Below are 20,858 nucleotides of genomic sequence, written 5' to 3'. Positions count from 1 at the left end.
TGCGCCCGGCAAATCAACACAATGAAAGAGGCGGTAACTTGTCTACGGGTAATTTGGATTTCGAACAGTTCCGGGTCTTCCTGGAAAAAGCCTGTGGCATATTGCTTGGTGAAAACAAGCAATATCTGGTGTCGAGCCGTCTCAACAAATTGATGGAGCAGCAGGGCCTCAAATCGTTGGGCGAGCTGGTGCAGCGTATCCAGACCCAGCCGCGCAGCGGTTTGCGCGAAATGGTGGTGGACGCCATGACCACCAACGAAACCCTGTGGTTCCGCGATACCTATCCGTTCGAAGTCTTGAAGAACAAGGTGCTGCCAGCAGCCATCAAGGCCAGCCCGGGCCAGCGCCTGCGGATCTGGTCGGCTGCCTGTTCGTCGGGCCAGGAACCTTATTCGCTGTCGATGTCCATCGACGAGTTCGAGCGGACCAATATCGGTCAGTTGAAGGGTGGCGTGCAGATCGTCGCCACCGACCTGTCCGGGACCATGCTCAATAACTGCAAGACCGGTGAGTACGACAGCCTGGCTATCGGCCGCGGCCTGTCGCCTGATCGGCTGCAACGCTATTTCGATCCGAAAGGGCCGGGCCGCTGGGTAGTCAAGGCGCCGATCAAGAGCCGGGTGGAATTCCGCTCCTTCAACCTGCTGGACAGTTATGCCAGTCTGGGAAAATTCGACATCGTGTTCTGCCGCAATGTGCTGATCTACTTCTCCGCCGAAGTGAAGAAGGACATCCTGCTGCGTATCCACGGGACCCTGAAGCCGGGCGGCTACCTGTTCCTCGGTGCCTCCGAGGCGCTGAATGGCTTGCCCGATCATTACCAGATGATCCAGTGCAGCCCGGGGATTATCTACCAGGCAAAGTGACGCGTCCGGGTCGTCAAAAAACGGGAGCCCCCTACAGGCTCCCGTTTTTTTGCCTGCTGATTAGTGCTTGCTCACTCTGTGGAGCGAGCTTCTGTGGGAGCCGAGCTTGCTCGCGATGCAGGCAACACGGTTTCAACTCCCCCCACCGCGTCATCGTTCATCGCGAGCAAGCTCGGCTCCCACAAAAGCTCGGTCCCACTGTAATTGCCAGTGTCACTCAAAAAGCGGCAGAAAAGCGGCAGCCGGCGGAAATCGGTTGCCGCTTTTCTGGCATTGCCGCCTTGCCGATGCCCGCAAAGCCCCGGTTTATGGGCTTTTTAAAAGTGGCACGACGCTTGCTATGTCCATGTACGTACATTCTGGTCACCCAAAGGTTTCCGACATGAGCATCAGCTTCGATAAAGCGCTCGGTATCCATGAACAGGCCCTGAGCTTCCGTGCCCAGCGCGCCGAAGTCCTGGCCAACAACATCGCCAATGCCGACACCCCGAACTACAAGGCTCGGGATCTGGACTTCTCCAAAGTGCTCGCCGAGCAGAACGAGAAAACCAAGAACGGCTCCTTCGCCCTGAACATGACCAACAGTCGTCATATCGAGGCAGAAGGCTTGGGTAACGGCGACGAGTCGCTGATGTATCGCACGCCGATGCAACCTTCGATCGACCAGAACACTGTGGACGCTCAACTGGAACAGTCCAACTACGCGGAGAACTCCGTGAACTTCCAGGCCAGCTTCACCCTGCTCAACAGCAAATTCAAAGGGCTGATTTCGGCCCTGCGCGGAGAGTAAGTCATGTCGATTGCGAGCGTATTCAACATCGCCGGCAGTGCCATGAGTGCCCAGACCACTCGCCTGAACACTGTCGCCAGTAACATCGCCAACGCCGAGACCGTTTCGTCGAGCATCGACCAGACCTACCGCGCCCGTCACCCGGTGTTCGCCACCATGTTCCAGGGCGGTCAGTCGAATGGCAGCGGCTCGCTTTTCCAGGAGCAGGACGCGGCCGGGCAGGGCGTGCAGGTGCTTGGGGTCGTCGAGGACCAGAGCAACCTCGAAGCGCGCTATGAACCGAACCATCCGGCTGCCGACGCCAAGGGCTATGTCTATTACCCGAACGTCAACGTCGTCGAAGAAATGGCCGACATGATTTCCGCCAGTCGCTCATTCCAGACCAACGCCGAAATGATGAACACCGCCAAAACCATGATGCAGAAGGTCCTGACCCTGGGTCAGTGATAAGGGGCGAGTCACATGAGCGTTACCAATACCACCGGCGGTTTGAGCCTCAACGACATTCTGGCCAACTCCTCGGTCAAGACCAACAACACCTCCGACAGCCTGGCTTCGGTAACGGGTGCTGCGACCGGTAAAAAGGAGCTGGGCAAGGACGCGTTCCTGCAACTGCTCGTAACCCAGCTGAAAAACCAGGACCCGCTGTCGCCACAGGACAACGGTGAGTTCGTTGCCCAACTGGCACAGTTCAGCAGCCTGGAAGGCATCACCACCCTCAACGATACCGTGAGCGGGCTGGCCAGCAACTACAACTCGTCCCAGGCCTTGCAGGCCTCGTCGCTGGTGGGACGTTCAGTCATTGCCCCTGGCGACAAGGCGGTGGTCGACACCTCCAAAAGCCTCAACGGCACGGTGGTGGTGCCGTCAGCGGTATCGTCCGTGGCGGTCAAGATCGTCGACAAGGACGGCAAGACGGTTCGCACCATCGACCTGGGCAGCCAGAAGGCCGGTAATTCCGCCTTTATCTGGGATGGCAAGAACGATGCGGGTACCACGGTCGAGTCGGGCACTTACACCTTCACGGCTTCGACCACCATCGACGGCCAGGCCACGTCGCTGATCACCAACCTGCCGGCGACCGTCAGCAGCGTGACGATCAGCCAGACAGGAGGAGAGCTGATGCTCAACCTCGCCGGGCTGGGCAGCATCGCCCTGTCCAAAGTACAAACTATTGGTATGTAGAGCCGACTAACCCGGCAAAGGAGTGGAATATGTCTTTCAACATCGGCCTTAGCGGTCTCTATGCTGCCAACAAACAGCTGGACGTCACCGGTAACAACATCGCCAACGTGGCAACCACCGGCTTCAAATCGTCCCGCGCGGAATTCGAAGACGTCTACTCGGCCACCAAGCTGGGTTCGGGCAGCAAGACCGTCGGTAACGGCGTGCGCTTGGCCAACGTCTCCCAGCAGTTCGGCCAGGGTGACGTCAATAACACCGGCAACGTGCTGGACATGGGTATCCAGGGCCAGGGCTTCTTCGTTCTGGATAACAACGGGTCCTTGAGCTACACCCGTGCCGGTACGTTCAAGACCGACAAGGAAGGCTATGTCACCAACAGTGATGGCACTGCGAACCTGCAGGGCTATGGTGTGGACTCCAATGGCAACATCCTCAATGGTATCTTGACCGATCTGCGTATCGACACCTCGAACTTGCCACCGCAAGCAACCAGCCTGGTTTCGTCGACAATCAACCTGAACTCGACGGCCACGGCTATCAGCCAGGCAGCGCCTTACTTGTTCGACCCGGCTGATACAGCCACTTTCACCAAGCAGTTCACCACCCCGGTCTACGATACCCAGGGCAACCAGCACTCCATGGACCAATACATGGTCAAGACTGGCTCTAACACATGGGACGTCTACACGCTGATTGATGGTCGAAACCTGGACGGCAGCTCGCCGACCGCCGCCGCTACTGCTGCGGTTCCCTCAACCATGACCTTTGACTCCAGCGGTAAGCTGGTCCAGGTCAGTACCCCGCCCGCTACCATCAGCAGCGATCTGGTACTGACTGGCTGGGTGCCGGGCACGGTGACCAACGGCGTGTGGGCTGCCAACGGCGCGGGTTCGTCGACCATTACCGTCTCCATGGCCAATACCACGCAGTTCAATGCCGACACTGCGCGCTCGATTCCTACCCAGAACGGTTATGCCACCGGCCAGATCACCAACCTGACCATCGACGGCAGTGGTGTATTGTTGGCCAACTTCAGCAACAACCAGACCAAGCCGATCGGTCAGGTCGCGCTCGCCAGTTTTACCAACGAACAAGGTCTGCAGCCCGTGGGAGGCACTAGCTGGAAGGAAACCTTCGCGTCGGGCATCCCGGGCTACGATGCCCCGGAAACCGGCACCCTGGGTTCGATCGTCTCCAACTCCCTGGAGGAGTCCAACGTCAACCTGACCAACGAACTGGTCGAGCTGATCAAGGCGCAGAGCAACTACCAGGCGAACGCCAAGACCATCTCCACCCAGAGCACCATCATGCAGACCATCATTCAAATGACTTGATTCTCGATGGTTGCTTGAGAAGTTGCACAAGGAGCCCCTCGCAAGAGGGGCTTCTTTTTGGGCGAGTGTTTTGCGTTGCCTGGGTTTGCTTCATCGCGAACAGGCTCTCCCACAGGGGGGCACATTCCAATGTGGGAGCGAGCCTGCTCGCGATGAGGTCAGCCCGGCCATCACTTTCCTCCAGGCAAAAGAAAAGCCCCCGATAAACCAGCGGTCTATCGGGGGCTTTGCTTTAAAGGTAGGCGCCTTGCAGCGCCCACCCGATCAGCTTATTGGCAAGCTTCGCAATCCGGCTCGTCGATCGCGCAGGCCTTTGGCACTGGCGCAGGCCCTGCTGGAGCAGCCAGGACCGAGTCGTCACCGTGGTTGCCGCCGCTGGAAACAGCGTTCAGCTTGCCGGTGTTGATGGTCGACTTCTCGGTGCTGGTGGCGGCCAGGGCACGGAGGTAGTAAGTGGTTTTCAGGCCACGGTACCAAGCCATGCGGTAGGTCACGTCGAGCTTCTTGCCCGAGGCGCCGGCGATGTACAGGTTCAGCGACTGAGCCTGGTCGATCCACTTCTGGCGACGGCTGGCTGCGTCGACGATCCAACGGGTGTCCACTTCGAACGCGGTGGCGTAGAGCTCCTTGAGCTCCTGCGGAATGCGCTCGATCTGCTGTACCGAACCGTCGTAGTACTTCAGGTCGTTGATCATGACCGAGTCCCACAGGCCGCGGGCCTTGAGGTCGCGGACCAGGTACGGGTTGATCACGGTGAACTCGCCCGACAGGTTCGATTTCACGTACAGGTTCTGGTAGGTCGGTTCGATCGACTGCGACACGCCGGTGATGTTGGCGATGGTGGCGGTCGGTGCGATGGCCATGATGTTGGAGTTACGGATGCCTTTCTGTACACGGGCGCGAACCGGTGCCCAGTCCAGGGATTCGGTCAGGTCGACGTCGATGTACTTCTCGCCACGGGAGGCGATCAGGATTTGTTGCGAGTCCAGCGGCAGGATGCCCTTGGACCACAGCGAACCCTGGAACGTCTCATAGGCACCGCGCTCGTCGGCCAGGTCGCAGGAAGCCTGGATCGCGTAGTAACTGACTGCTTCCATGGACTTGTCGGCGAACTCGATGGCAGCGTCCGAACCGTACGGGATGTGCTGCAGGTACAGCGCGTCCTGGAAGCCCATGATGCCGAGGCCGACCGGACGGTGCTTGAAGTTGGAGTTCTTCGCCTGTGGCACCGAGTAGTAGTTGATGTCGATCACGTTGTCGAGCATGCGCACGGCGGTGTTCACGGTGCGTTGCAGCTTGGCGGTGTCCAGCTTGCCGTCGACGATGTGGTTCGGCAGGTTGATCGAGCCCAGGTTGCAGACGGCGATCTCGTCCTTGTTGGTGTTCAGGGTGATCTCGGTGCACAGGTTCGAGCTGTGGACCACGCCCACGTGCTGCTGCGGGCTGCGCAGGTTGCACGGGTCCTTGAAGGTCAGCCATGGGTGGCCGGTCTCGAACAGCATCGACAGCATCTTGCGCCACAGGTCCTTGGCCTGGACGACCTTGAACAGCTTGATCTTGTTGTACTCGGTCAGGGCTTCGTAGTACTCGTAGCGCTCTTCGAAGGCCTTGCCGGTCAGGTCATGCAGGTCCGGTACTTCGGACGGCGAGAACAGGGTCCACTTGCCGTCGTCGAAGACGCGCTTCATGAACAGGTCGGGGATCCAGTTGGCGGTGTTCATGTCGTGGGTACGACGACGGTCATCGCCGGTGTTCTTGCGCAGCTCGATGAACTCTTCAATGTCCATGTGCCAGGTTTCCAGGTAGGCACAGACCGCGCCCTTGCGCTTGCCACCCTGGTTGACCGCGACAGCGGTGTCGTTGACCACTTTGAGGAACGGTACGACGCCCTGGGATTTACCGTTGGTGCCCTTGATGTACGAGCCCAGCGCACGAACCGGCGTCCAGTCGTTGCCCAGGCCACCGGCGAATTTCGACAGCATGGCGTTGTCGTGGATTGCGCCGTAGATGCCCGACAGATCGTCCGGCACGGTGGTCAGGTAGCAGCTCGACAACTGTGGACGCAGGGTGCCGGCATTGAACAGGGTCGGGGTCGACGCCATGTAGTCGAAGGACGACAGCAGGTTGTAGAACTCGATGGCACGTTCTTCTTTCTGCTTCTCTTCGATGGCCAGGCCCATGGCCACGCGCATGAAGAAGATCTGCGGCAATTCGAAGCGGACGCCGTCCTTGTGGATGAAGTAACGGTCGTACAGGGTTTGCAGGCCCAGGTAGGTGAATTGCTGGTCGCGCTCGTGGTTGATCGCCTTGCCGAGTTTCTCCAGGTCGAAAGAAGCCAGGACCGGGTTCAGCAATTCGAATTCGATACCCTTGGCTACATAGGCCGGCAGGGCCTTGGCGTACAGGTCGGCCATTTCGTGGTGGGTCGCGCTCTCGGCGACTTCCAGGAAGCCCAGGCCTTCTGCGCGCAGGGTGTCCATCAGCAGGCGGGCGGTCACGAAGGAGTAGTTCGGCTCGCGTTCCACCAGGGTCCGCGCGGTCATCACCAGCGCAGTGTTGACGTCCTTGAGCGCGACGCCGTCATAGAGGTTCTTCAGGGTTTCGCGCTGGATCAGGTCGCCATCGACTTCTTCCAGGCCTTCGCAGGCCTCGGTGACGATGGTGTTCAGGCGGCCCATGTCCAGCGGCGCCAGGCTGCCATCAGCGCGAGCGATGCGGATCGACGGGTGGGCCTGGACCGGTGCGTCGGCCGGGTTGCGGGTGGCGCGTTCCTTGGCACGGGAGTCGCGATAGATCACGTAGTCACGCGCTACCTTCTGCTCACCGGCACGCATCAGGGCCAGTTCGACCTGGTCCTGGATTTCTTCAATGTGGATGGTGCCGCCCGACGGCATGCGACGCTTGAAGGTCGCGGTGACCTGTTCGGTCAGGCGGGCCACGGTGTCGTGGATGCGCGACGAAGCGGCTGCGGTGCCACCTTCAACTGCAAGGAACGCTTTGGTGATGGCGACGGTGATCTTGTCATCGGTGTAAGGAACGACAGTGCCGTTACGCTTGATCACACGCAGTTGACCAGGCGCGGTGGCGGCCAGATCCGGGGTCGAATCGGCGGCCATCGGCGCGGTGCCCTGCGGGTTCTCGCGAGTTGTGTCGGTGTGCATGGGTGTCTCCACGTTCTTTATGTTTGTTTGGGCACCATCACGGTGCCCACCGTTCCGTCCTGAAGCACTACAACCGACTGGCGCCGGGTATAACAACTTCGGGACAGTAGGAAGCAGGCCTGTGGGGCTGCTTCCATCCGAAGTTCATGGGTTGCGAGCCTGGGCTCGAAACCGGGTTGCGGGGGTGGCAGCAATGGACTGCAACACCCGTACCGTTTCGGTCGTTTTCGACCTTTGAAACGGTGGCCATCCGCAGGGGCGGTCTGGTCTTGGGAAAACACGATGTTTCAAGTGGAAAGAGGCACGAAAAGCGCTTGAATTCTTTGTCCGACTTGTGTTTGGTTTTTGGCTTCAACCCCTACATGTAGGGTTTTTTTTGCAGCGGGCTACAAGATAATGCGTTTTCGGGGATGAATCAACGTACTGCCTGTGGATAAACCTGTGCGTAATTTGTGTGCGAAACATGGAACTGCGCTGTAGGCCGCGACCTTGCTGGAGCGGGCCTTTTTTCGTCGTTTTCGGGGTGCCGAAAACAGCCTGCCGATTTTTTCGGGCGCGGACGTTACCACACAAATCCCGCTCGACCGAACGCATTTGTCCGCTTGTTTTCTCCCGGGGCGCCGTTTATACAATCGGCCGGTGCGTTGGACAGGGTTATCCTCTTTTGACATGACAAAAGAGCGAGGGGACGAGCGCGCATATCCTTGTGGCGAGGGGATTTATCCCCGTTGGGCTGCAAAGCAGCCCCAAATCAGTCGCTTAGCTGTGTCAGGCAGAACACAGGGGTCGCTTCGCGACCCAACGGGGATAAATCCCCTCGCCACAAGGGATGAGCATTTGTCCTTTTATATTCACAGCAGACGAGGTCCCCCGTGGAACAAGAAGCCTGGCATATATTGATCGTCGAGGATGACCAGCGTCTGGCCGAGCTGACCCGTGACTACCTGGAAAGCAACGGGCTGCGTGTCGCCATCGAAGGTGACGGTGCGGCAGCGGCGCAGCGGATCATTGCCGAACAACCGGACTTGGTGATCCTCGACCTGATGCTGCCCGGCGAAGACGGCCTGGATATCTGCCGCAAGGTCCGTGTGCAGTACGATGGGCCGATCCTCATGCTCACCGCCCGCACCGACGACGCCGACCAGATCCAGGGCCTGGATCTGGGGGCCGACGACTACGTCTGCAAGCCTGTGCGCCCGCGCGTGTTGCTGGCACGCATCCAGGCCTTGTTGCGGCGCAGCGAGCCTGTGGAGACGAACCCCCAGAAGCCGCGGCGCCTGCAATTCGGCCCGCTGGTGGTGGACGACGCCTTGCGCGAGGCCTGGTTGCAGGGCAACGGGATCGAGCTGACCAGCGCCGAGTTCGACCTGTTGTGGCTGCTGGTGTCCAATGCCGGGCGTATCCTGTCCCGGGAGGAAATCTTCACCGCCTTGCGTGGCATCGGTTATGACGGCCAGGACCGTTCCATCGACGTACGCATCTCGCGCATCCGGCCCAAGATCGGCGATGACCCCGAGCATCCACGGCTGATCAAGACCATTCGCAGTAAAGGCTACCTGTTCGTGCCTGAAGCCTGTGTAGATCCGGCACCGTGAACTCGATCTTCCTGCGCATTTATGGCGGCATGTGCGCGGCGCTGGTGCTGGTGGCGGTGCTCGGGGTGCTGGCTCTGCACCTGCTCAACCAGACCCGTAGCGAGCAGTACCGCGAGCGCCTGGCCCACGGCACGTTTTCCTTGATGGCCGAGAACCTGCAGCCGATGAACGACACCGAGCGCCACCGGGCGCTGCTGTTGTGGGAGAGGTTGCTGGGCATCCCCCTGGCATTGCAGACCTTCGCCCAGACCGACCTGGACCTGGGGCAGCGCACCCGTGTGCTGCGTGGGCAGGCCCTGGTTGAACAGACCGGGCCCCATGCGGCGAAGGTCTATCGGCTGGTCAGCGATGACGAGCAACTGATGTTGGTGGGGGAAGTCCAGCAGATCAGCGAGCAGTTGGCCCGCGCAACCATTTACCTGCTGGCCGACGAACTGGTGCGCTACCCGGTGGGCGAGCAACCCCGACGGCTCGCGCAGCTCATGGAAGAAAAGGGTTTCGGTTTCGATCTGCGGTTGATGACCGCCGAGCAGGCGGACATGGACGAAGACCAGCGCCGTCGCGTGTCCGAGGGCGATACGGTGATGGCCTTGGGCAAGGGTGGCGATTCGATCCGGGTGTTCGCCGGGATGGTGGGCACGCCATGGGTATTGGAAATCGGCCCGCTGTACCAGATGAACCCTTACCCGCCCGAATGGCTGGTCCTGATCGCGGCGTTGGGCTTGAGCCTGATCGGGTTGATCGTCTACCTGTTGGTGCGTCAACTGGAGCGACGCCTGAGCGGCCTGGAGGCCGCCGCCACCCAGATCGCCCAGGGCAGCCTGGAAACCCGCGTGCCGGCACGGGGCGCCGACTCGGTCGGGCGGTTGGCCGCCGCATTCAACGGCATGGCCGAGCACCTGCAACAACTGTTGGCGATCCAGCGTGAATTGGTAAGGGCGGTTTCCCACGAATTGCGAACCCCGGTGGCGCGCCTGCGCTTCGGCCTGGAAATGATCGGCAGCGCTGCCACGCCCCAGGCTCGGGAAAAGTACCTGGCGGGCATGGACCATGACATCGAAGACCTGGATCGGCTGGTGGACGAGATGCTCACCTATGCGCGACTGGAGCAAGGCTCACCGGCGCTGAACTTCCAGCGGGTGGATCTGGATGCGCTGGTCAGCCAGGTGATCGAGGAGCTGGGCCCGCTGCGGGCCGGGGTCACGGTCGAGCGTGGGCTGTGCCTGTCTGCCGTCGATTGTGACGGCGCCTGGGTCGAGGCCGAGCCACGCTTCTTGCATCGCGCCTTGCAGAACCTGGTGGGCAATGCCATGCGCCATGCCAAGTCCCGGGTGACCGTCAGCTATCAGGTGGGACAACTGCGTTGCCGGGTGGACGTCGAGGATGACGGGCCCGGTGTGCCGGAGGCGGCCTGGGAGCGGGTGTTCAAGCCCTTCCTGCGCCTGGACGACAGCCGTGCCCGGGCTTCGGGCGGTCATGGGTTGGGGCTGTCGATCGTGCGGCGGATCATTTACTGGCATGGCGGCCGGGCGTTGATCGCCAAGAGCAAGAGCCTGGGTGGGGCATGTTTCAGCTTGAGCTGGCCGAGGCATCAGGACAGGGGTTGAAGGATATAGCGACTGGATTGTCCTCATCGCGAGCAGGCTCGCTCCCACATGGGAACGCATTCCTTCTGTGGGAGCGAGCCTGCTCGCGATGGCGCCTTCAAAAGCGACAGGAAAGCTTCAGGCCTTGATACCCACCAGGCTCAACAACTGCCCATCCTTCACCCCGAACCGCGCCTGCAATTCACTGCCATGGCACCATTCGGCCGACAGGTCCGTCAGCAACCGCATTCGCACCTGCCCGTCGCGGGTCCATTCCAGCACCTCGGCATGTTCGAAATAGAAGCGCTGCCCGACGATCGGGTACAGGGCCTTGAACAGGCTTTCCTTCACTGAAAACGTCAACGTCACCAGCAATGCCCGGTCATCTCGCCGGGTGGTGGCCATGCGTTGCAGTTCCGCTGGGGTCAGGATTTCACTCGCCAGCCGCTCGGCGCGCTCCGGGTCGAGCAGGTTCTCCAGATCCATGCCCAGCCCCTGCCAATGGTCCTTGCTGGCGACGATGGCCGCCGCCCGGCCGGTGCTGTGGGTGATCGACCCGCTGACATGGGCCGGCCAGACGGGGGCACGGTCTTCGCCAATCGCCGGTACGCAATACTGGCCGTTCAACTGATAAAGGGCTGTCCGGGCGCAGATCCGTCCGGCAAGGAATTCGGCCCGGCGCTTGGGCACCGAACGCTGGATGCTCGCGGGCGGCTCGATAGCACTGTTCGGGAAATCTTCGCCGATCAGCAACAGCGGATCGAAGCGGGTGCTCAGCAGGATTGTATCGGGCAGGGCATCGGGCAACAGCCAATGTTCATCCAAAGGCGAGCAGCAGGCGGGCAGGGCAGGGAGTCGGTTCATGCCGGGCATTTTGCCGGGTTGGCTTGATGCTGGGTAGTGATGTGAGCGGTTGGACTGAAATTCTGCTGGGAAGAAGGGGCTTTTGTGGCGAGGGGATAAATCCCCTCGCCACAGGGGGGAGTGTTCAGCCAAAGATCTTCTTGAAGAACTTCTGCATATCCGCCCACGACTGCTCATCGGCCGCCTTGTTGTAGCCGATGTCCGGCCCGCCATGTTCGCCGTGGCTCAGGCGGTCGGCATCGGGGTTGCTGAAGCCGTGCTTGGCGCCTTTCAGGCTGACGAACTTGTAGTCGGCGCCGGCCTTGTCCATCTCGCTCTTGAACGCAGTGACGTTATCCTCGGTGACCATGCTGTCCAATGCGCCGTGCTCGACCAGCATCTTCGCCTTGACGCTGCCGGGCGTAGCCGGGGTGTTGGTGACCAGGGCACCGTGGAAACTCACCACGCCGGCCAGCGGAACACCCTGGCGAGCGGCATCGAGCACCACTTTGCCGCCGAAGCAGTAGCCGATGGCGGCGAGTTTGTCAGGGTCGGTCTGGGGCTGTTTCTTCAACAGGTCGAGCCCGGCCTGGAAACGCGCGCTGGCGGCCTTGCTGTCCTTGAGTGCCGCCTGCATGAACGCCATGGCGTCCGTGGGATGCTCGGTGTTCTTGCCATCGCCGTACATGTCGATGGCCAGGGCGCTGTAGCCCAGGCCGGCGAGGTCGCGGGCGCGGCGTTTGGCGTAGTCGTTCAGCCCCCACCATTCATGCACCACCACTACGCCCGGGCGCGGCCCCTTGATCGCATCGTCGTAGGCGTAATAGCCGATCAGCTTCGTGCCGTCGGCACTGGTGTAGGGGATTTCCTGGGTCTGAATGGCGGCGTGGCCTGCGCCGCTCAAGGCCAGAAGTACAACAGCAAGCAACCTGCGCATGGGGGATCTCCTTGAAAGAATGGGTTTGCTCGAGACAGGACACTCTAGCCGATTCATTCAGCGAAGGTTCAGAGAACGTTCAAGGGGTGTTCAGGGACCGTTGGTTAACGTGACCACGACTTCACAGACCACCCACGTTTCAAAGGAACCTGAACATGACACACATGAAAAAACTGCTGCTGGCTTTCACTGTGCTGGGTGCCAGCGCCATGGCTCACGCCGATGACAACTTCGCCAGCCTGACCCTCGGCCAGACCAGTGACAAGGTCAAGAAGTCCAGTGCCCTGGACCAGGCGCTGAACAATCCGAACGCCGACGGCGTGATCGGCAAGGACACCACCTACGGCCTGCGTCTGGGCAAGCAGAACGACCAGGGCCGCTACTACGCCACCTACGACAACGTTTCTGGGACCCATAATGGCATCAAGCTGCGCCAGGAAAACCTGCTGGGCAGCTACGATCTGTTCTACCCGGTCACTGGCAGCACCAAGCTGTTCGGCGGTGCGACGGCGGGCCTGACCAAGGTGACCCAGGACTCCCCAGGCTTCAGCCGCGACAGCGACATCGGTTTCACGGCAGGTCTGCAGGGCGGCGTCCTGCAACAAATTTCGCAGAACACCTCGGTGGAACTGGGTTACCGTTACCTGCGCAGCAACGCCAGCACCGAGATGAGCCCCCACGGCGGTGGCAAGGTGGGTTCGCTGGACCTGACCAGCAGTGCCCAGACCTACCTGTCCGCCAACTACACGTTCTAAGCGGGGGAAGGTGAGCGTATTCCGCCGGATCGGCCCAAGACGATCCGGCGGCTTTCGTTGCGCTGCACAGCACCGGATTGTCTGATTTGCCTGGAGAGAGGCTCCATGAAGTTACTGGTCGTCGAAGACGAGGCGCTGTTGCGTCATCACCTGCAAACCCGTCTCACCGACAGCGGCCATGTGGTGCAGGCCGTCGCCAATGCCGAGGAGGCCCTGTACCAAGTCACGGAATTCAACCATGACCTGGCGGTGATCGACCTCGGCCTGCCCGGGATCAGCGGCCTGGAACTGATCCGCCGGCTGCGTGCCCAGGACAAGACCTTCCCGATCCTGATCCTCACTGCCCGTGGCAACTGGCAGGACAAGGTCGAGGGCCTGGCCGCCGGGGCCGATGACTACGTGGTCAAGCCGTTTCAGTTCGAAGAGCTGGAGGCCCGGCTGAATGCCCTGTTACGCCGCTCCAGCGGTTTTACCCAGTCGACCATCGTCGCCGGCCCGTTGCTGTTGGACCTCAACCGCAAGCAAGCCTCCCTCGACGAGGAGCCGCTGGCGCTGACGGCCTACGAATACCGCATCCTCGAGTACCTCATGCGCCATCACCAGCAGGTGGTGGCCAAGGACCGCCTGATGGAGCAACTGTATCCCGATGACGACGAGCGCGACCCCAATGTCATTGAAGTACTGGTCGGGCGCCTGCGCCGTAAACTCGAAGCCCCCGCCGGCTTCAAACCGATCGACACCGTGCGTGGCCTGGGCTATCTGTTCAACGAGCGCTGCCAGTGATTCGTTCCCTGCGGCTGCGGTTGATGCTGGCCGCCACGACCCTTGCGGTGTTGTTCATGCTGGCGTTGCTGCCCGCCATGCAAGGTGCGTTCAGTCTGGCGCTGCAGGAATCCATCCAGCAACGCCTGGCCTCGGATGTGACCACGCTGATTTCCGCGGCCCGGGTGGAAAACAATCGTCTGAAGATGCCGGTACAGTTGCCCGACGAGCGTTTCAATCTCGCCGACGCCCGTCTGCTGGGCTACATCTATGACCGCGACGGGCGGCTGGTCTGGCGGTCGAAGGCGACCCGGGAAGAAAACATCAACTACACGCCGCGCTATGACGGCCAGGGGAACGAGTTTGCCCGCATTCGCGAGCAGAGCGGCGAGGAGTTCTTTGTCTATGACGTCGAGATCAAGTTGCTCGCTGGCCAGAACGCGGCGTTCAGTATCGTCACGTTGCAACCGGTGCGCGATTACGAAATGACCCTGCAGGGGCTGCGGGACAAACTCTACCTGGGCTTCGGAGCTGCGCTGGCGGTGTTGTTGGCACTGTTGTGGATCGGTCTGACCTGGGGGTTGCGGGCGTTGCGACGCCTGAGCCAGGAACTGGATGAAATCGAAGGCGGTACCCGGGAGAGCCTCAGTACCGAGCATCCCCGGGAACTGTTGCGCCTGACCGGCTCCCTCAACCGACTGTTGTACAGCGAGCGGGAGCAGCGCAGCCGCTATCGCGATTCCCTCGACGACCTGGCCCACAGCCTGAAGACGCCGTTGGCAGTGCTGCAGGGTGTCAGCGAAGACATGGCCCGGCGCCCAGAAGACCGTGGGCAGGCCTGGGTGCTGCAAACCCAGATCGAGCGCATGAGCCAGCAGATAGGCTACCAGTTGCAGCGGGCCAGCCTGCGCAAGAGTGGGCTGGTGCGCCATCAGGTGCGCTTGCGGCCGGTGTTGCAAAGCCTTTGCGATACCTTGGACAAGGTCTACCGCGACAAGCGGGTCAACGTCCGTTTCGACCTGCCGGAGCACTGCCAGGTGCCGATCGAGCAGGGCGCCTTGCTGGAGATGCTCGGCAACCTGTTGGAAAACGCCTATCGACTGTGCCTGGGGGAAGTGCTCGTCAGCGTGCACCAGACCCTTGGCGGTATGGAATTGTGCGTCGAAGATGACGGGCCGGGCGTGCCGCCGGACCAGCGTGCGCGGATTCTGCAGCGCGGCGAACGGCTGGACCGCCAACATCCGGGGCAAGGCATTGGCCTGGCGGTAGTCAAGGACATCATCGAGAGCTACGGCGCACGCTTGACCCTGGGGGATTCAGAGCTGGGTGGGGCGGCGTTCCGGGTGTTTTTCCCGGTGGTTTGACGGGAATGGAGGCAGACCTGTGACTCGAATGTTCATCAATCCTGTGGGAGCAAGGCTTGCCCGCGATGGCGTCCTTGAAATTGTCATCGCGGGCAAGCCTTGCTCCCACAGGGATGAAATAGACAGGGTTATTACTCAGTTCTCCTGCTCCCGATAAGCCCCTGGCGTCAGCCCCGTCCACTTCTTGAACGCCCGGTGAAACGCCGACGGCTCCGAGAACCCCAACTGTTCAGCGATCTGCTGCAACGACAGGCCCGCACGGCCCAGGTGGTAGATGGCGATATCCCGCCGCAGCTGATCCTTGAGTTCCTGGAAGCTGGTGCCTTCCTCCCGCAGATGGCGGCGCAGGGTCTGTGGACTGAGGTGCAGATGATTGGCGGCAGCCTCCAGGTCCGGCCAGCGTGCGGTATCGCGGCCGAGCAATCGACGCAGCTGGCTGCTCAGGCTGTGGCCATCGTCCGGACGCGAGAGCAGATCGGCGGGGGAGCGCTCGAGAAAACGTTTGAGGGTCCGTTCGTCCTGAAGCAACGGCATGTTCAAGTAGCGGCTGTGGAACAACAGGCTGCTGTGTTGCGCCTCGAACACCAGCGGACAGGGGAAAAGCAAATCGTACTCGGCACCATGGGCGGGCCTCGCATAGCTGAAGCTTGCCTGCTCCAGGGCGATTCGCTGGCCGATCAGCCAACTGGCCAGGCGATGCCATACCACCAGCAGGCTCTCGGCGAGGAAATGATCCGGGTCCCACAACGCCGAATCGTCCAGCACCAGGCGCACCCGTTCGCCTTCGGCCACCAGTGTCAGGTCCGGGGCGTCGGGGAACAGGCGGTAGAACAACAGGCCACGTTTAAGAGCCTTGCCCAGGGTCCGGCAATGGATCAGCGTATGGCACATCATGGCGAACGTCCCGGGTTTGCTCGGGGCGCTGCCGAATCCAAGGTATTCATCGCCCAATGCCAGCCACAGCGATTGCAACAGGCGGGCAAACTGCTCAGGCGCGATACGCGCGCGCGGCTCGTCCAACAGCTCAGGGCTGATGCCCAGCTGTTGCAGCAAGGGAAGGTAGTCGAACCCCTGCCGACGTGCGCCGCCCAAGGCTGCGCGGGCAAAGTGACTGGCGATCGTGCGTTGGCGCATGGCATCAATCCGTTTGATAAGCGGCCGATGGTAGCAGGGCGATCCATCGCGACAAGGCGGATATCCGCCAAATCCCGGAACAGAAATCAGCCTGTTGGCGGATATCCGCCATCTCGTGCGCTGTCGTTTAACCCGTGATTGATGATGGAACCTGTCTGCCATGGCGGCTGTAGGGCTTTTCCGGGAAATGGCATGGGCTTTGCGATACAGCACGTAGGTCTGCCCCTGTGCAGCCGACAAAAACAAATCCCTCCAGTACAGGAGGGTTCGCAAAGTTGAGGTGCCGTGGACGACAGATGGATGTTGTCACGCGGGACGCTTGAGGAAGGTTTGCCATGACGACTCGTCAGCCCTTGTACAAATCCCTGTATTTCCAGGTGATCGTTGCCATTGCCATCGGTATTTTGCTCGGTCACTTCTATCCGCAGACCGGTGTGGCCCTCAAGCCGTTCGGTGACGGTTTCATCAAACTGATCAAAATGGTCATTGCCCCGATCATCTTCTGTACCGTTGTCAGTGGTATCGCCGGCATGCAGAACATGAAGTCGGTCGGCAAGACCGGCGGCTACGCGCTGCTGTACTTCGAGATCGTTTCCACCATCGCCCTGTTGATCGGCCTGGTCGTGGTCAACGTCGTGCAACCGGGCAACGGCATGCACATCGACGTGACGACCCTGGACACCAGCAAGATCGCCGGTTACATCTCCGCTGGTAAAGACCAGAGCATCATCGCCTTTATCCTCAACGTGATCCCCAACACCATCGTCGGCGCGTTCGCCAACGGTGACATCCTGCAAGTGCTGATGTTCTCGGTGATCTTCGGTTTCGCCCTGCATCGCCTGGGTGCCTATGGCAAGCCGGTGCTGGACTTCATCGACCGCTTCGCCCACGTGATGTTCATCATCATCAACATGATCATGAAGCTGGCCCCCCTGGGTGCGTTCGGTGCCATGGCGTTCACCATCGGCGCCTACGGTGTCGGTTCGCTGGTGCAACTGGGTCAGTTGATGATCTGCTTCTACATCACCTGCGTCTTGTTCGTGCTGGGGGTACTGGGCGCCATCTGCCGCGCCCACGGCTTCAGCGTAGTCAAGCTGGTCCGCTACATCCGTGAAGAGCTGCTGATCGTGCTGGGTACTTCCTCGTCGGAATCGGCCCTGCCACGCATGCTGATCAAGATGGAGCGCCTGGGTGCCAAGAAGTCGGTCGTGGGCCTGGTCATTCCAACAGGCTACTCGTTCAACCTTGATGGTACTTCGATCTATCTGACCATGGCCGCGGTGTTCATCGCCCAAGCCACCGATACCCCGATGGACCTGACTCACCAGATCACCCTGCTGGCCGTGCTGTTGCTGTCCTCCAAGGGGGCTGCCGGCGTGACGGGTAGCGGCTTCATCGTACTGGCGGCCACCCTGTCGGCCGTGGGCACCCTGCCGGTCGCCGGCCTGGCACTGATCCTGGGTATCGACCGTTTCATGTCCGAAGCCCGCGCCCTGACCAACCTGGTGGGCAACGCCGTCGCCACCATCGTGGTTGCCAAGTGGGTCAAGGAGCTGGATGAAGAGCAGTTGCAGACCGAACTGGCTTCCGGCGGTCGCGGCATCTCCGACGTCCGTGAAGACGACGAGCAGATCGCGGCGGCGCAGATTGTGGCAGCTGAAACCTCTGCTCCTGGCGCTGTGAGGTAATCTTCAGGCAGCAATGAAAAACCCGCTTCGGCGGGTTTTTTCATGGCACTTTCTAGCGGTTGGGGAGGTTTTGTGGCGAGGGGATTTCGCTAAATCCCCTCGCCACAGCAGAGGCGTGCAAGTCTTGAGCGCATTGGTCATCCCGAACGACCCCTGCGGTAATTGCCTCGCCGCCAGCTGCTGCCTAGTCTTTGCGGATCCCCCTGTGGAGATTGGCCATGCAAGGCCCATTGGCATCGCTCAAGGTTCTGGATTTCTCGACCCTGCTACCCGGCCCGTTCGCCTCGCTGCTGCTGGCGGACATGGGGGCCGAGGTGCTGCGCATCGAATCACCAACCCGCCCGGACCTGTTACGCGTTCTGCCGCCCCATGATCGAGGTGTTTCCGCCAGCCATGCCTACCTCAATCGCAACAAGCGCAGCCTGGCCCTGGACCTCAAGCAACCGGAGGCGCTGGAGGTGATCAAGCGCTTGCTGGGGGGCTATGACATTCTGCTGGAACAGTTCCGTCCCGGCGTGATGGAGCGATTGGGACTCGGGTATGAGGCGTTGAAGGCAATCAATCCCCGGCTCATCTACGTGTCGATCACCGGCTACGGCCAGACCGGGCCCTACAGGGACCGCGCCGGGCACGACATCAACTACCTGGCCCTGACAGGGCTGGCCAGCCAGACCGGGCGTGCCGACAGCGGCCCGCTGCCGCTGGGCATCCAGGCTGCGGACGTCGCCGGCGGCTCGCTGCATGGCGTGATCGGGTTGTTGGCGGCGGTGATTGCCCGCCAGCAGAGCGGGCTGGGCCAGTACCTGGATGTGAGCATGGCCGATTGTGTGCTTAGCCTGAACGCATTGGCGGGCGCCGGTTATCTGGCCGGCGGGGTCGAACCCGGCTGGGAAAAACACCTGCTCAATGGCGGCAGCTTCTATGACTATTACCGCACCAGGGATGGCCGCTGGATGTCGGTGGGCAGTCTGGAACCGGCCTTCATGCAAGCGTTGTGTGAGGCTTTGGGGCGGCCGGAGCTGGCAGCTCAGGGTCTGTCACCCGTGCCCGAGCAACAACACCTGCTCAAGCAAGCGCTGCAAGTCGAGTTCGAGAAGCATGACTTCGCCGAACTCTGCCGGTTGTTTGCCGGTATCGATGCTTGTGTCGAGCCGGTGCTGAGCCTGGAGGAAGCCCTCGGGCACTCGCAATTGCAGGCCAGGGAAGTGGTCACCCAGGTGCCTCGCGGAGATGGCTCGAGTCAGGCGCAGATGGCTTGCCCGTTGAAGTTCTCGGAAGGACTGCCCGAGCCTCGGCATGTTGGTGCCGGGCTGGGGGCGCATACGGATCAGGTGTTGGCGGAGTTGGGGTTCAGTGCCGAGCGGATTGCTCGACTGCGGGAGGGCAGGGTGGTTGTGTAGTAGTGTTGCCGGCCTCATCGCGAGCAGGCTCGCTCCCACATTGGCTCTGTGGGCGCTGCACCCCCCCTGTGGGAGCGAGCCTGCTCGCGATGAGGCCGGCCCAGGCACCCCAAGTCCCGCTACTCCACCCGTGTTTCCCCGCTGAACACCAACGTCCCGCGACAACTGCGGCACAGATACCGCCGCCCCTGGCGCACCAGGCCATGACGCTGGGCCGAGAACGGGAAGTCGCTGCCTTCGCAGGGGCATTTGTAGATGTAGCGGGTGACGCGGCGGCGTTTGATTTCGTAGGTGTGACAGCGGTTGGGCGGCAGTTCGTACACGCCGCGCATGATCAGTTGCCACTCTTCGCCATGGGGCTGGATGCGTTCGCCAAACAACTGATGGGCGATCAGATGCGCGACTTCGTGGGCGACGGTCTGCTTGAGGAAATCCTCGGCATTTTCCTGGTACAGCTGTGGATTGAAGCGCAGCAGGTTTTCATGCAAATGCGCGACACCGGCTTTCTGGCCACGCAATTTGAAGCTGACCACCGGGCGTTTGAAAGGACGTTTGAAAAAGGATTCGGCTTGTTGGTAACACTCTTCGACGCGGGTATTGAGTTGCTCGAGCATGCTTTACGGGTCTCCAGAAACCCGAGTATGCCGCAAGCGTCTGCCGTTGCGAATCGCTCAGGTGCCCAGCGGTCGTCTCACCGTCAGACATAGGAAGGCCGCCTTGCGGCGGCCTGTGTTGGCAGATCCTGTTTTTATAGGAGAGCCTTGGTTGTTCAGTTGGTATAGACCGGGCCGACGCCCAACCCCCAGACAATCACCGTGAACGCCATGATGGCCACCAGTACCACCAGGCCGACGGCGAGTACCGAACTGGAAAACAGGAAGCCTTCGTCCTGTGGAATATTCATGAACGTCGGCAAGCCCACATACAGCAGGTAGACCGTATAGCAGATCGCCGCCGTGCCAACGATCATCCCCAGCCACATGTGGGGATAGAGCGCCGCCAGGCCACCGATGAACAAGGGAGTGGCGGTGTAGGTGGCGAACGCCACGCAACGGGCGAGACTCGGGTTGGCGTCATAGGTGCGGGCCATCCAGTGGATAAACGCGCCCATTACCGCGACACCGCCCAGCATGGCCAGGTAGGACATGATGGTCATCCACAGCGCGCTTTCCTGGGTGAGCATCACGGGAGCACGATTGCCGATGACCCATCCCACCTGCGTGGTGCCGATAAATGCCGATACAGCGGGAATCGCCGCCAGGATCAGCGTGTGGGTGAGGTACATGTGGCTGATGCTTTCCTCCTGATCGCCACGGATGTCTTTCCATTCTTGATCAGGGTGGGTGAAGAGCCCCACGACATGATGGATCATAATCAGTCACTCCTTTGTTATTGCCATCGCCCCCCAACGGAGCGCCTACGGGCCAAATGGCCAAGTAAGTAAAGGTCTGAATATGT

18 protein-coding genes are annotated in these 20,858 nt (G+C 61.0%); 12 read left to right on the top strand and 6 right to left on the bottom strand.

Features of this window, described 5'->3' with window-relative positions; genetic code table 11:
- Positions 1-38: 38 nt before the first annotated feature.
- From cheR to flgE, 5 genes are all read left to right on the top strand, one after another.
- A complete protein-coding gene (gene cheR / locus QZH45_RS23080) occupies positions 39-866 on the top strand; it encodes a protein-glutamate O-methyltransferase CheR (protein ID WP_024779771.1) in 828 nt (275 codons plus the stop codon).
- 382 nt (positions 867-1,248) lie between these two features.
- Complete coding sequence (gene flgB / locus QZH45_RS23075) at positions 1,249-1,656, top strand: flagellar basal body rod protein FlgB (protein ID WP_024779770.1); 408 nt, start codon at positions 1,249-1,251, stop codon at positions 1,654-1,656.
- Between the two features lie 3 nt (positions 1,657-1,659).
- The gene (gene flgC / locus QZH45_RS23070; protein ID WP_024779769.1) at positions 1,660-2,103 is read left to right on the top strand and encodes a flagellar basal body rod protein FlgC; all 444 of its coding nucleotides are present in this window, start codon (positions 1,660-1,662) and stop codon (positions 2,101-2,103) included.
- A 15-nt stretch (positions 2,104-2,118) separates the two neighbouring features.
- Positions 2,119-2,841 (top strand): flagellar hook assembly protein FlgD, encoded by a 723-nt coding sequence (flgD, locus tag QZH45_RS23065; RefSeq protein ID WP_024779768.1) that lies wholly within the window; start codon positions 2,119-2,121, stop codon positions 2,839-2,841.
- A gap of 29 nt (positions 2,842-2,870) precedes the next feature.
- Complete coding sequence (gene flgE, locus QZH45_RS23060) at positions 2,871-4,175, top strand: flagellar hook protein FlgE (RefSeq protein WP_024779767.1); 1,305 nt, start codon at positions 2,871-2,873, stop codon at positions 4,173-4,175.
- 269 nt (positions 4,176-4,444) lie between these two features.
- Here the strand turns inward: flgE and QZH45_RS23055 are convergent, their stop codons facing one another.
- Positions 4,445-7,336 carry a ribonucleoside-diphosphate reductase subunit alpha gene (locus QZH45_RS23055; protein WP_024779766.1) on the bottom strand — a complete coding sequence of 964 codons (2,892 nt, stop codon included), beginning with the start codon at positions 7,334-7,336 and terminating at the stop codon, positions 4,445-4,447.
- 872 nt (positions 7,337-8,208) lie between these two features.
- On the opposite strand from QZH45_RS23055, the gene QZH45_RS23050 reads away from it, so the two are divergent.
- A complete protein-coding gene (locus QZH45_RS23050) occupies positions 8,209-8,931 on the top strand; it encodes a response regulator transcription factor (RefSeq protein ID WP_053192415.1) in 723 nt (240 codons plus the stop codon).
- The gene (locus tag QZH45_RS23045; protein WP_024779764.1) at positions 8,928-10,538 is read left to right on the top strand and encodes an ATP-binding protein; all 1,611 of its coding nucleotides are present in this window, start codon (positions 8,928-8,930) and stop codon (positions 10,536-10,538) included. Before QZH45_RS23050 ends, QZH45_RS23045 begins: the two co-directional genes overlap by 4 nt.
- 117 nt (positions 10,539-10,655) lie before the next feature.
- Here QZH45_RS23045 and QZH45_RS23040 read toward each other — a convergent pair whose 3' ends face one another.
- Entirely contained in the window at positions 10,656-11,381 is a 726-nt protein-coding gene (locus tag QZH45_RS23040; RefSeq protein WP_055135211.1) for a 4'-phosphopantetheinyl transferase family protein, read from the bottom strand.
- A gap of 124 nt (positions 11,382-11,505) precedes the next feature.
- A complete protein-coding gene (locus QZH45_RS23035) occupies positions 11,506-12,297 on the bottom strand; it encodes a dienelactone hydrolase family protein (protein WP_024779762.1) in 792 nt (263 codons plus the stop codon).
- A gap of 155 nt (positions 12,298-12,452) precedes the next feature.
- Between QZH45_RS23035 and QZH45_RS23030 the strand changes: the two genes are divergently transcribed.
- The 3 genes from QZH45_RS23030 to QZH45_RS23020 all read left to right on the top strand — a co-directional run bounded on the left by QZH45_RS23030 (position 12,453) and on the right by QZH45_RS23020 (position 15,178).
- Entirely contained in the window at positions 12,453-13,052 is a 600-nt protein-coding gene (locus QZH45_RS23030; protein ID WP_024779761.1) for an outer membrane beta-barrel protein, read from the top strand.
- Between the two features lie 105 nt (positions 13,053-13,157).
- Positions 13,158-13,835: a response regulator gene (locus QZH45_RS23025; protein WP_055135212.1), complete on the top strand. Its 678-nt coding sequence runs from the start codon at positions 13,158-13,160 to the stop codon at positions 13,833-13,835.
- Positions 13,832-15,178: an ATP-binding protein gene (locus QZH45_RS23020; protein ID WP_024779759.1), complete on the top strand. Its 1,347-nt coding sequence runs from the start codon at positions 13,832-13,834 to the stop codon at positions 15,176-15,178. Before QZH45_RS23025 ends, QZH45_RS23020 begins: the two co-directional genes overlap by 4 nt.
- A gap of 135 nt (positions 15,179-15,313) precedes the next feature.
- Here the strand turns inward: QZH45_RS23020 and QZH45_RS23015 are convergent, their stop codons facing one another.
- Positions 15,314-16,312, bottom strand: coding sequence for an AraC family transcriptional regulator (locus QZH45_RS23015; protein ID WP_055135213.1), 999 nt, complete (start codon positions 16,310-16,312; stop codon positions 15,314-15,316).
- A gap of 335 nt (positions 16,313-16,647) precedes the next feature.
- On the opposite strand from QZH45_RS23015, the gene QZH45_RS23010 reads away from it, so the two are divergent.
- A complete protein-coding gene (locus tag QZH45_RS23010; protein WP_024779757.1) occupies positions 16,648-18,000 on the top strand; it encodes a dicarboxylate/amino acid:cation symporter in 1,353 nt (450 codons plus the stop codon).
- 218 nt (positions 18,001-18,218) lie between these two features.
- The gene (locus QZH45_RS23005; RefSeq protein WP_024779756.1) at positions 18,219-19,400 is read left to right on the top strand and encodes a CaiB/BaiF CoA transferase family protein; all 1,182 of its coding nucleotides are present in this window, start codon (positions 18,219-18,221) and stop codon (positions 19,398-19,400) included.
- Positions 19,401-19,519: 119 nt separating this feature from the next.
- Here QZH45_RS23005 and QZH45_RS23000 read toward each other — a convergent pair whose 3' ends face one another.
- Together QZH45_RS23000 and QZH45_RS22995 are read right to left on the bottom strand one after the other, a co-directional pair.
- Positions 19,520-20,014 carry a SprT family zinc-dependent metalloprotease gene (locus QZH45_RS23000; RefSeq protein WP_024779755.1) on the bottom strand — a complete coding sequence of 165 codons (495 nt, stop codon included), beginning with the start codon at positions 20,012-20,014 and terminating at the stop codon, positions 19,520-19,522.
- A gap of 155 nt (positions 20,015-20,169) precedes the next feature.
- Positions 20,170-20,772, bottom strand: a complete 603-nt coding sequence (locus QZH45_RS22995; RefSeq protein ID WP_024779754.1) for a Yip1 family protein — start codon at positions 20,770-20,772, stop codon at positions 20,170-20,172.
- Positions 20,773-20,858 lie beyond the last annotated feature (86 nt).

It is taken from the genome of Pseudomonas corrugata, from assembly GCF_050920615.1.
Taxonomy (GTDB): domain Bacteria; phylum Pseudomonadota; class Gammaproteobacteria; order Pseudomonadales; family Pseudomonadaceae; genus Aquipseudomonas; species Aquipseudomonas corrugata.
The sequence above is the reverse complement of the archived record's forward strand: the minus strand, read 5'-3'. Positions and strand labels throughout refer to the sequence as shown.

Excerpts from the sequence above, each read along its gene's own strand:
- flgE (WP_024779767.1), top strand. The coding sequence starts at position 2,871 with ATGTCTTTCAACATCGGCCTTAGCGGTCTCTATGCTGCCAACAAACAG.
- flgB (WP_024779770.1), top strand. The coding sequence starts at position 1,249 with ATGAGCATCAGCTTCGATAAAGCGCTCGGTATCCATGAACAGGCCCTG.
- QZH45_RS23000 (WP_024779755.1), bottom strand. The coding sequence starts at position 20,014 with ATGCTCGAGCAACTCAATACCCGCGTCGAAGAGTGTTACCAACAAGCC.
- QZH45_RS23055 (WP_024779766.1), bottom strand. The coding sequence starts at position 7,336 with ATGCACACCGACACAACTCGCGAGAACCCGCAGGGCACCGCGCCGATG.
- QZH45_RS23035 (WP_024779762.1), bottom strand. The coding sequence starts at position 12,297 with ATGCGCAGGTTGCTTGCTGTTGTACTTCTGGCCTTGAGCGGCGCAGGC.
- flgC (WP_024779769.1), top strand. The coding sequence starts at position 1,660 with ATGTCGATTGCGAGCGTATTCAACATCGCCGGCAGTGCCATGAGTGCC.
- QZH45_RS23005 (WP_024779756.1), top strand. The coding sequence starts at position 18,219 with ATGCAAGGCCCATTGGCATCGCTCAAGGTTCTGGATTTCTCGACCCTG.
- QZH45_RS23030 (WP_024779761.1), top strand. The coding sequence starts at position 12,453 with ATGACACACATGAAAAAACTGCTGCTGGCTTTCACTGTGCTGGGTGCC.
- QZH45_RS23010 (WP_024779757.1), top strand. The coding sequence starts at position 16,648 with ATGACGACTCGTCAGCCCTTGTACAAATCCCTGTATTTCCAGGTGATC.
- QZH45_RS23015 (WP_055135213.1), bottom strand. The coding sequence starts at position 16,312 with ATGCGCCAACGCACGATCGCCAGTCACTTTGCCCGCGCAGCCTTGGGC.
- flgD (WP_024779768.1), top strand. The coding sequence starts at position 2,119 with ATGAGCGTTACCAATACCACCGGCGGTTTGAGCCTCAACGACATTCTG.
- QZH45_RS23025 (WP_055135212.1), top strand. The coding sequence starts at position 13,158 with ATGAAGTTACTGGTCGTCGAAGACGAGGCGCTGTTGCGTCATCACCTG.
- QZH45_RS23040 (WP_055135211.1), bottom strand. The coding sequence starts at position 11,381 with ATGAACCGACTCCCTGCCCTGCCCGCCTGCTGCTCGCCTTTGGATGAA.
- QZH45_RS22995 (WP_024779754.1), bottom strand. The coding sequence starts at position 20,772 with ATGATCCATCATGTCGTGGGGCTCTTCACCCACCCTGATCAAGAATGG.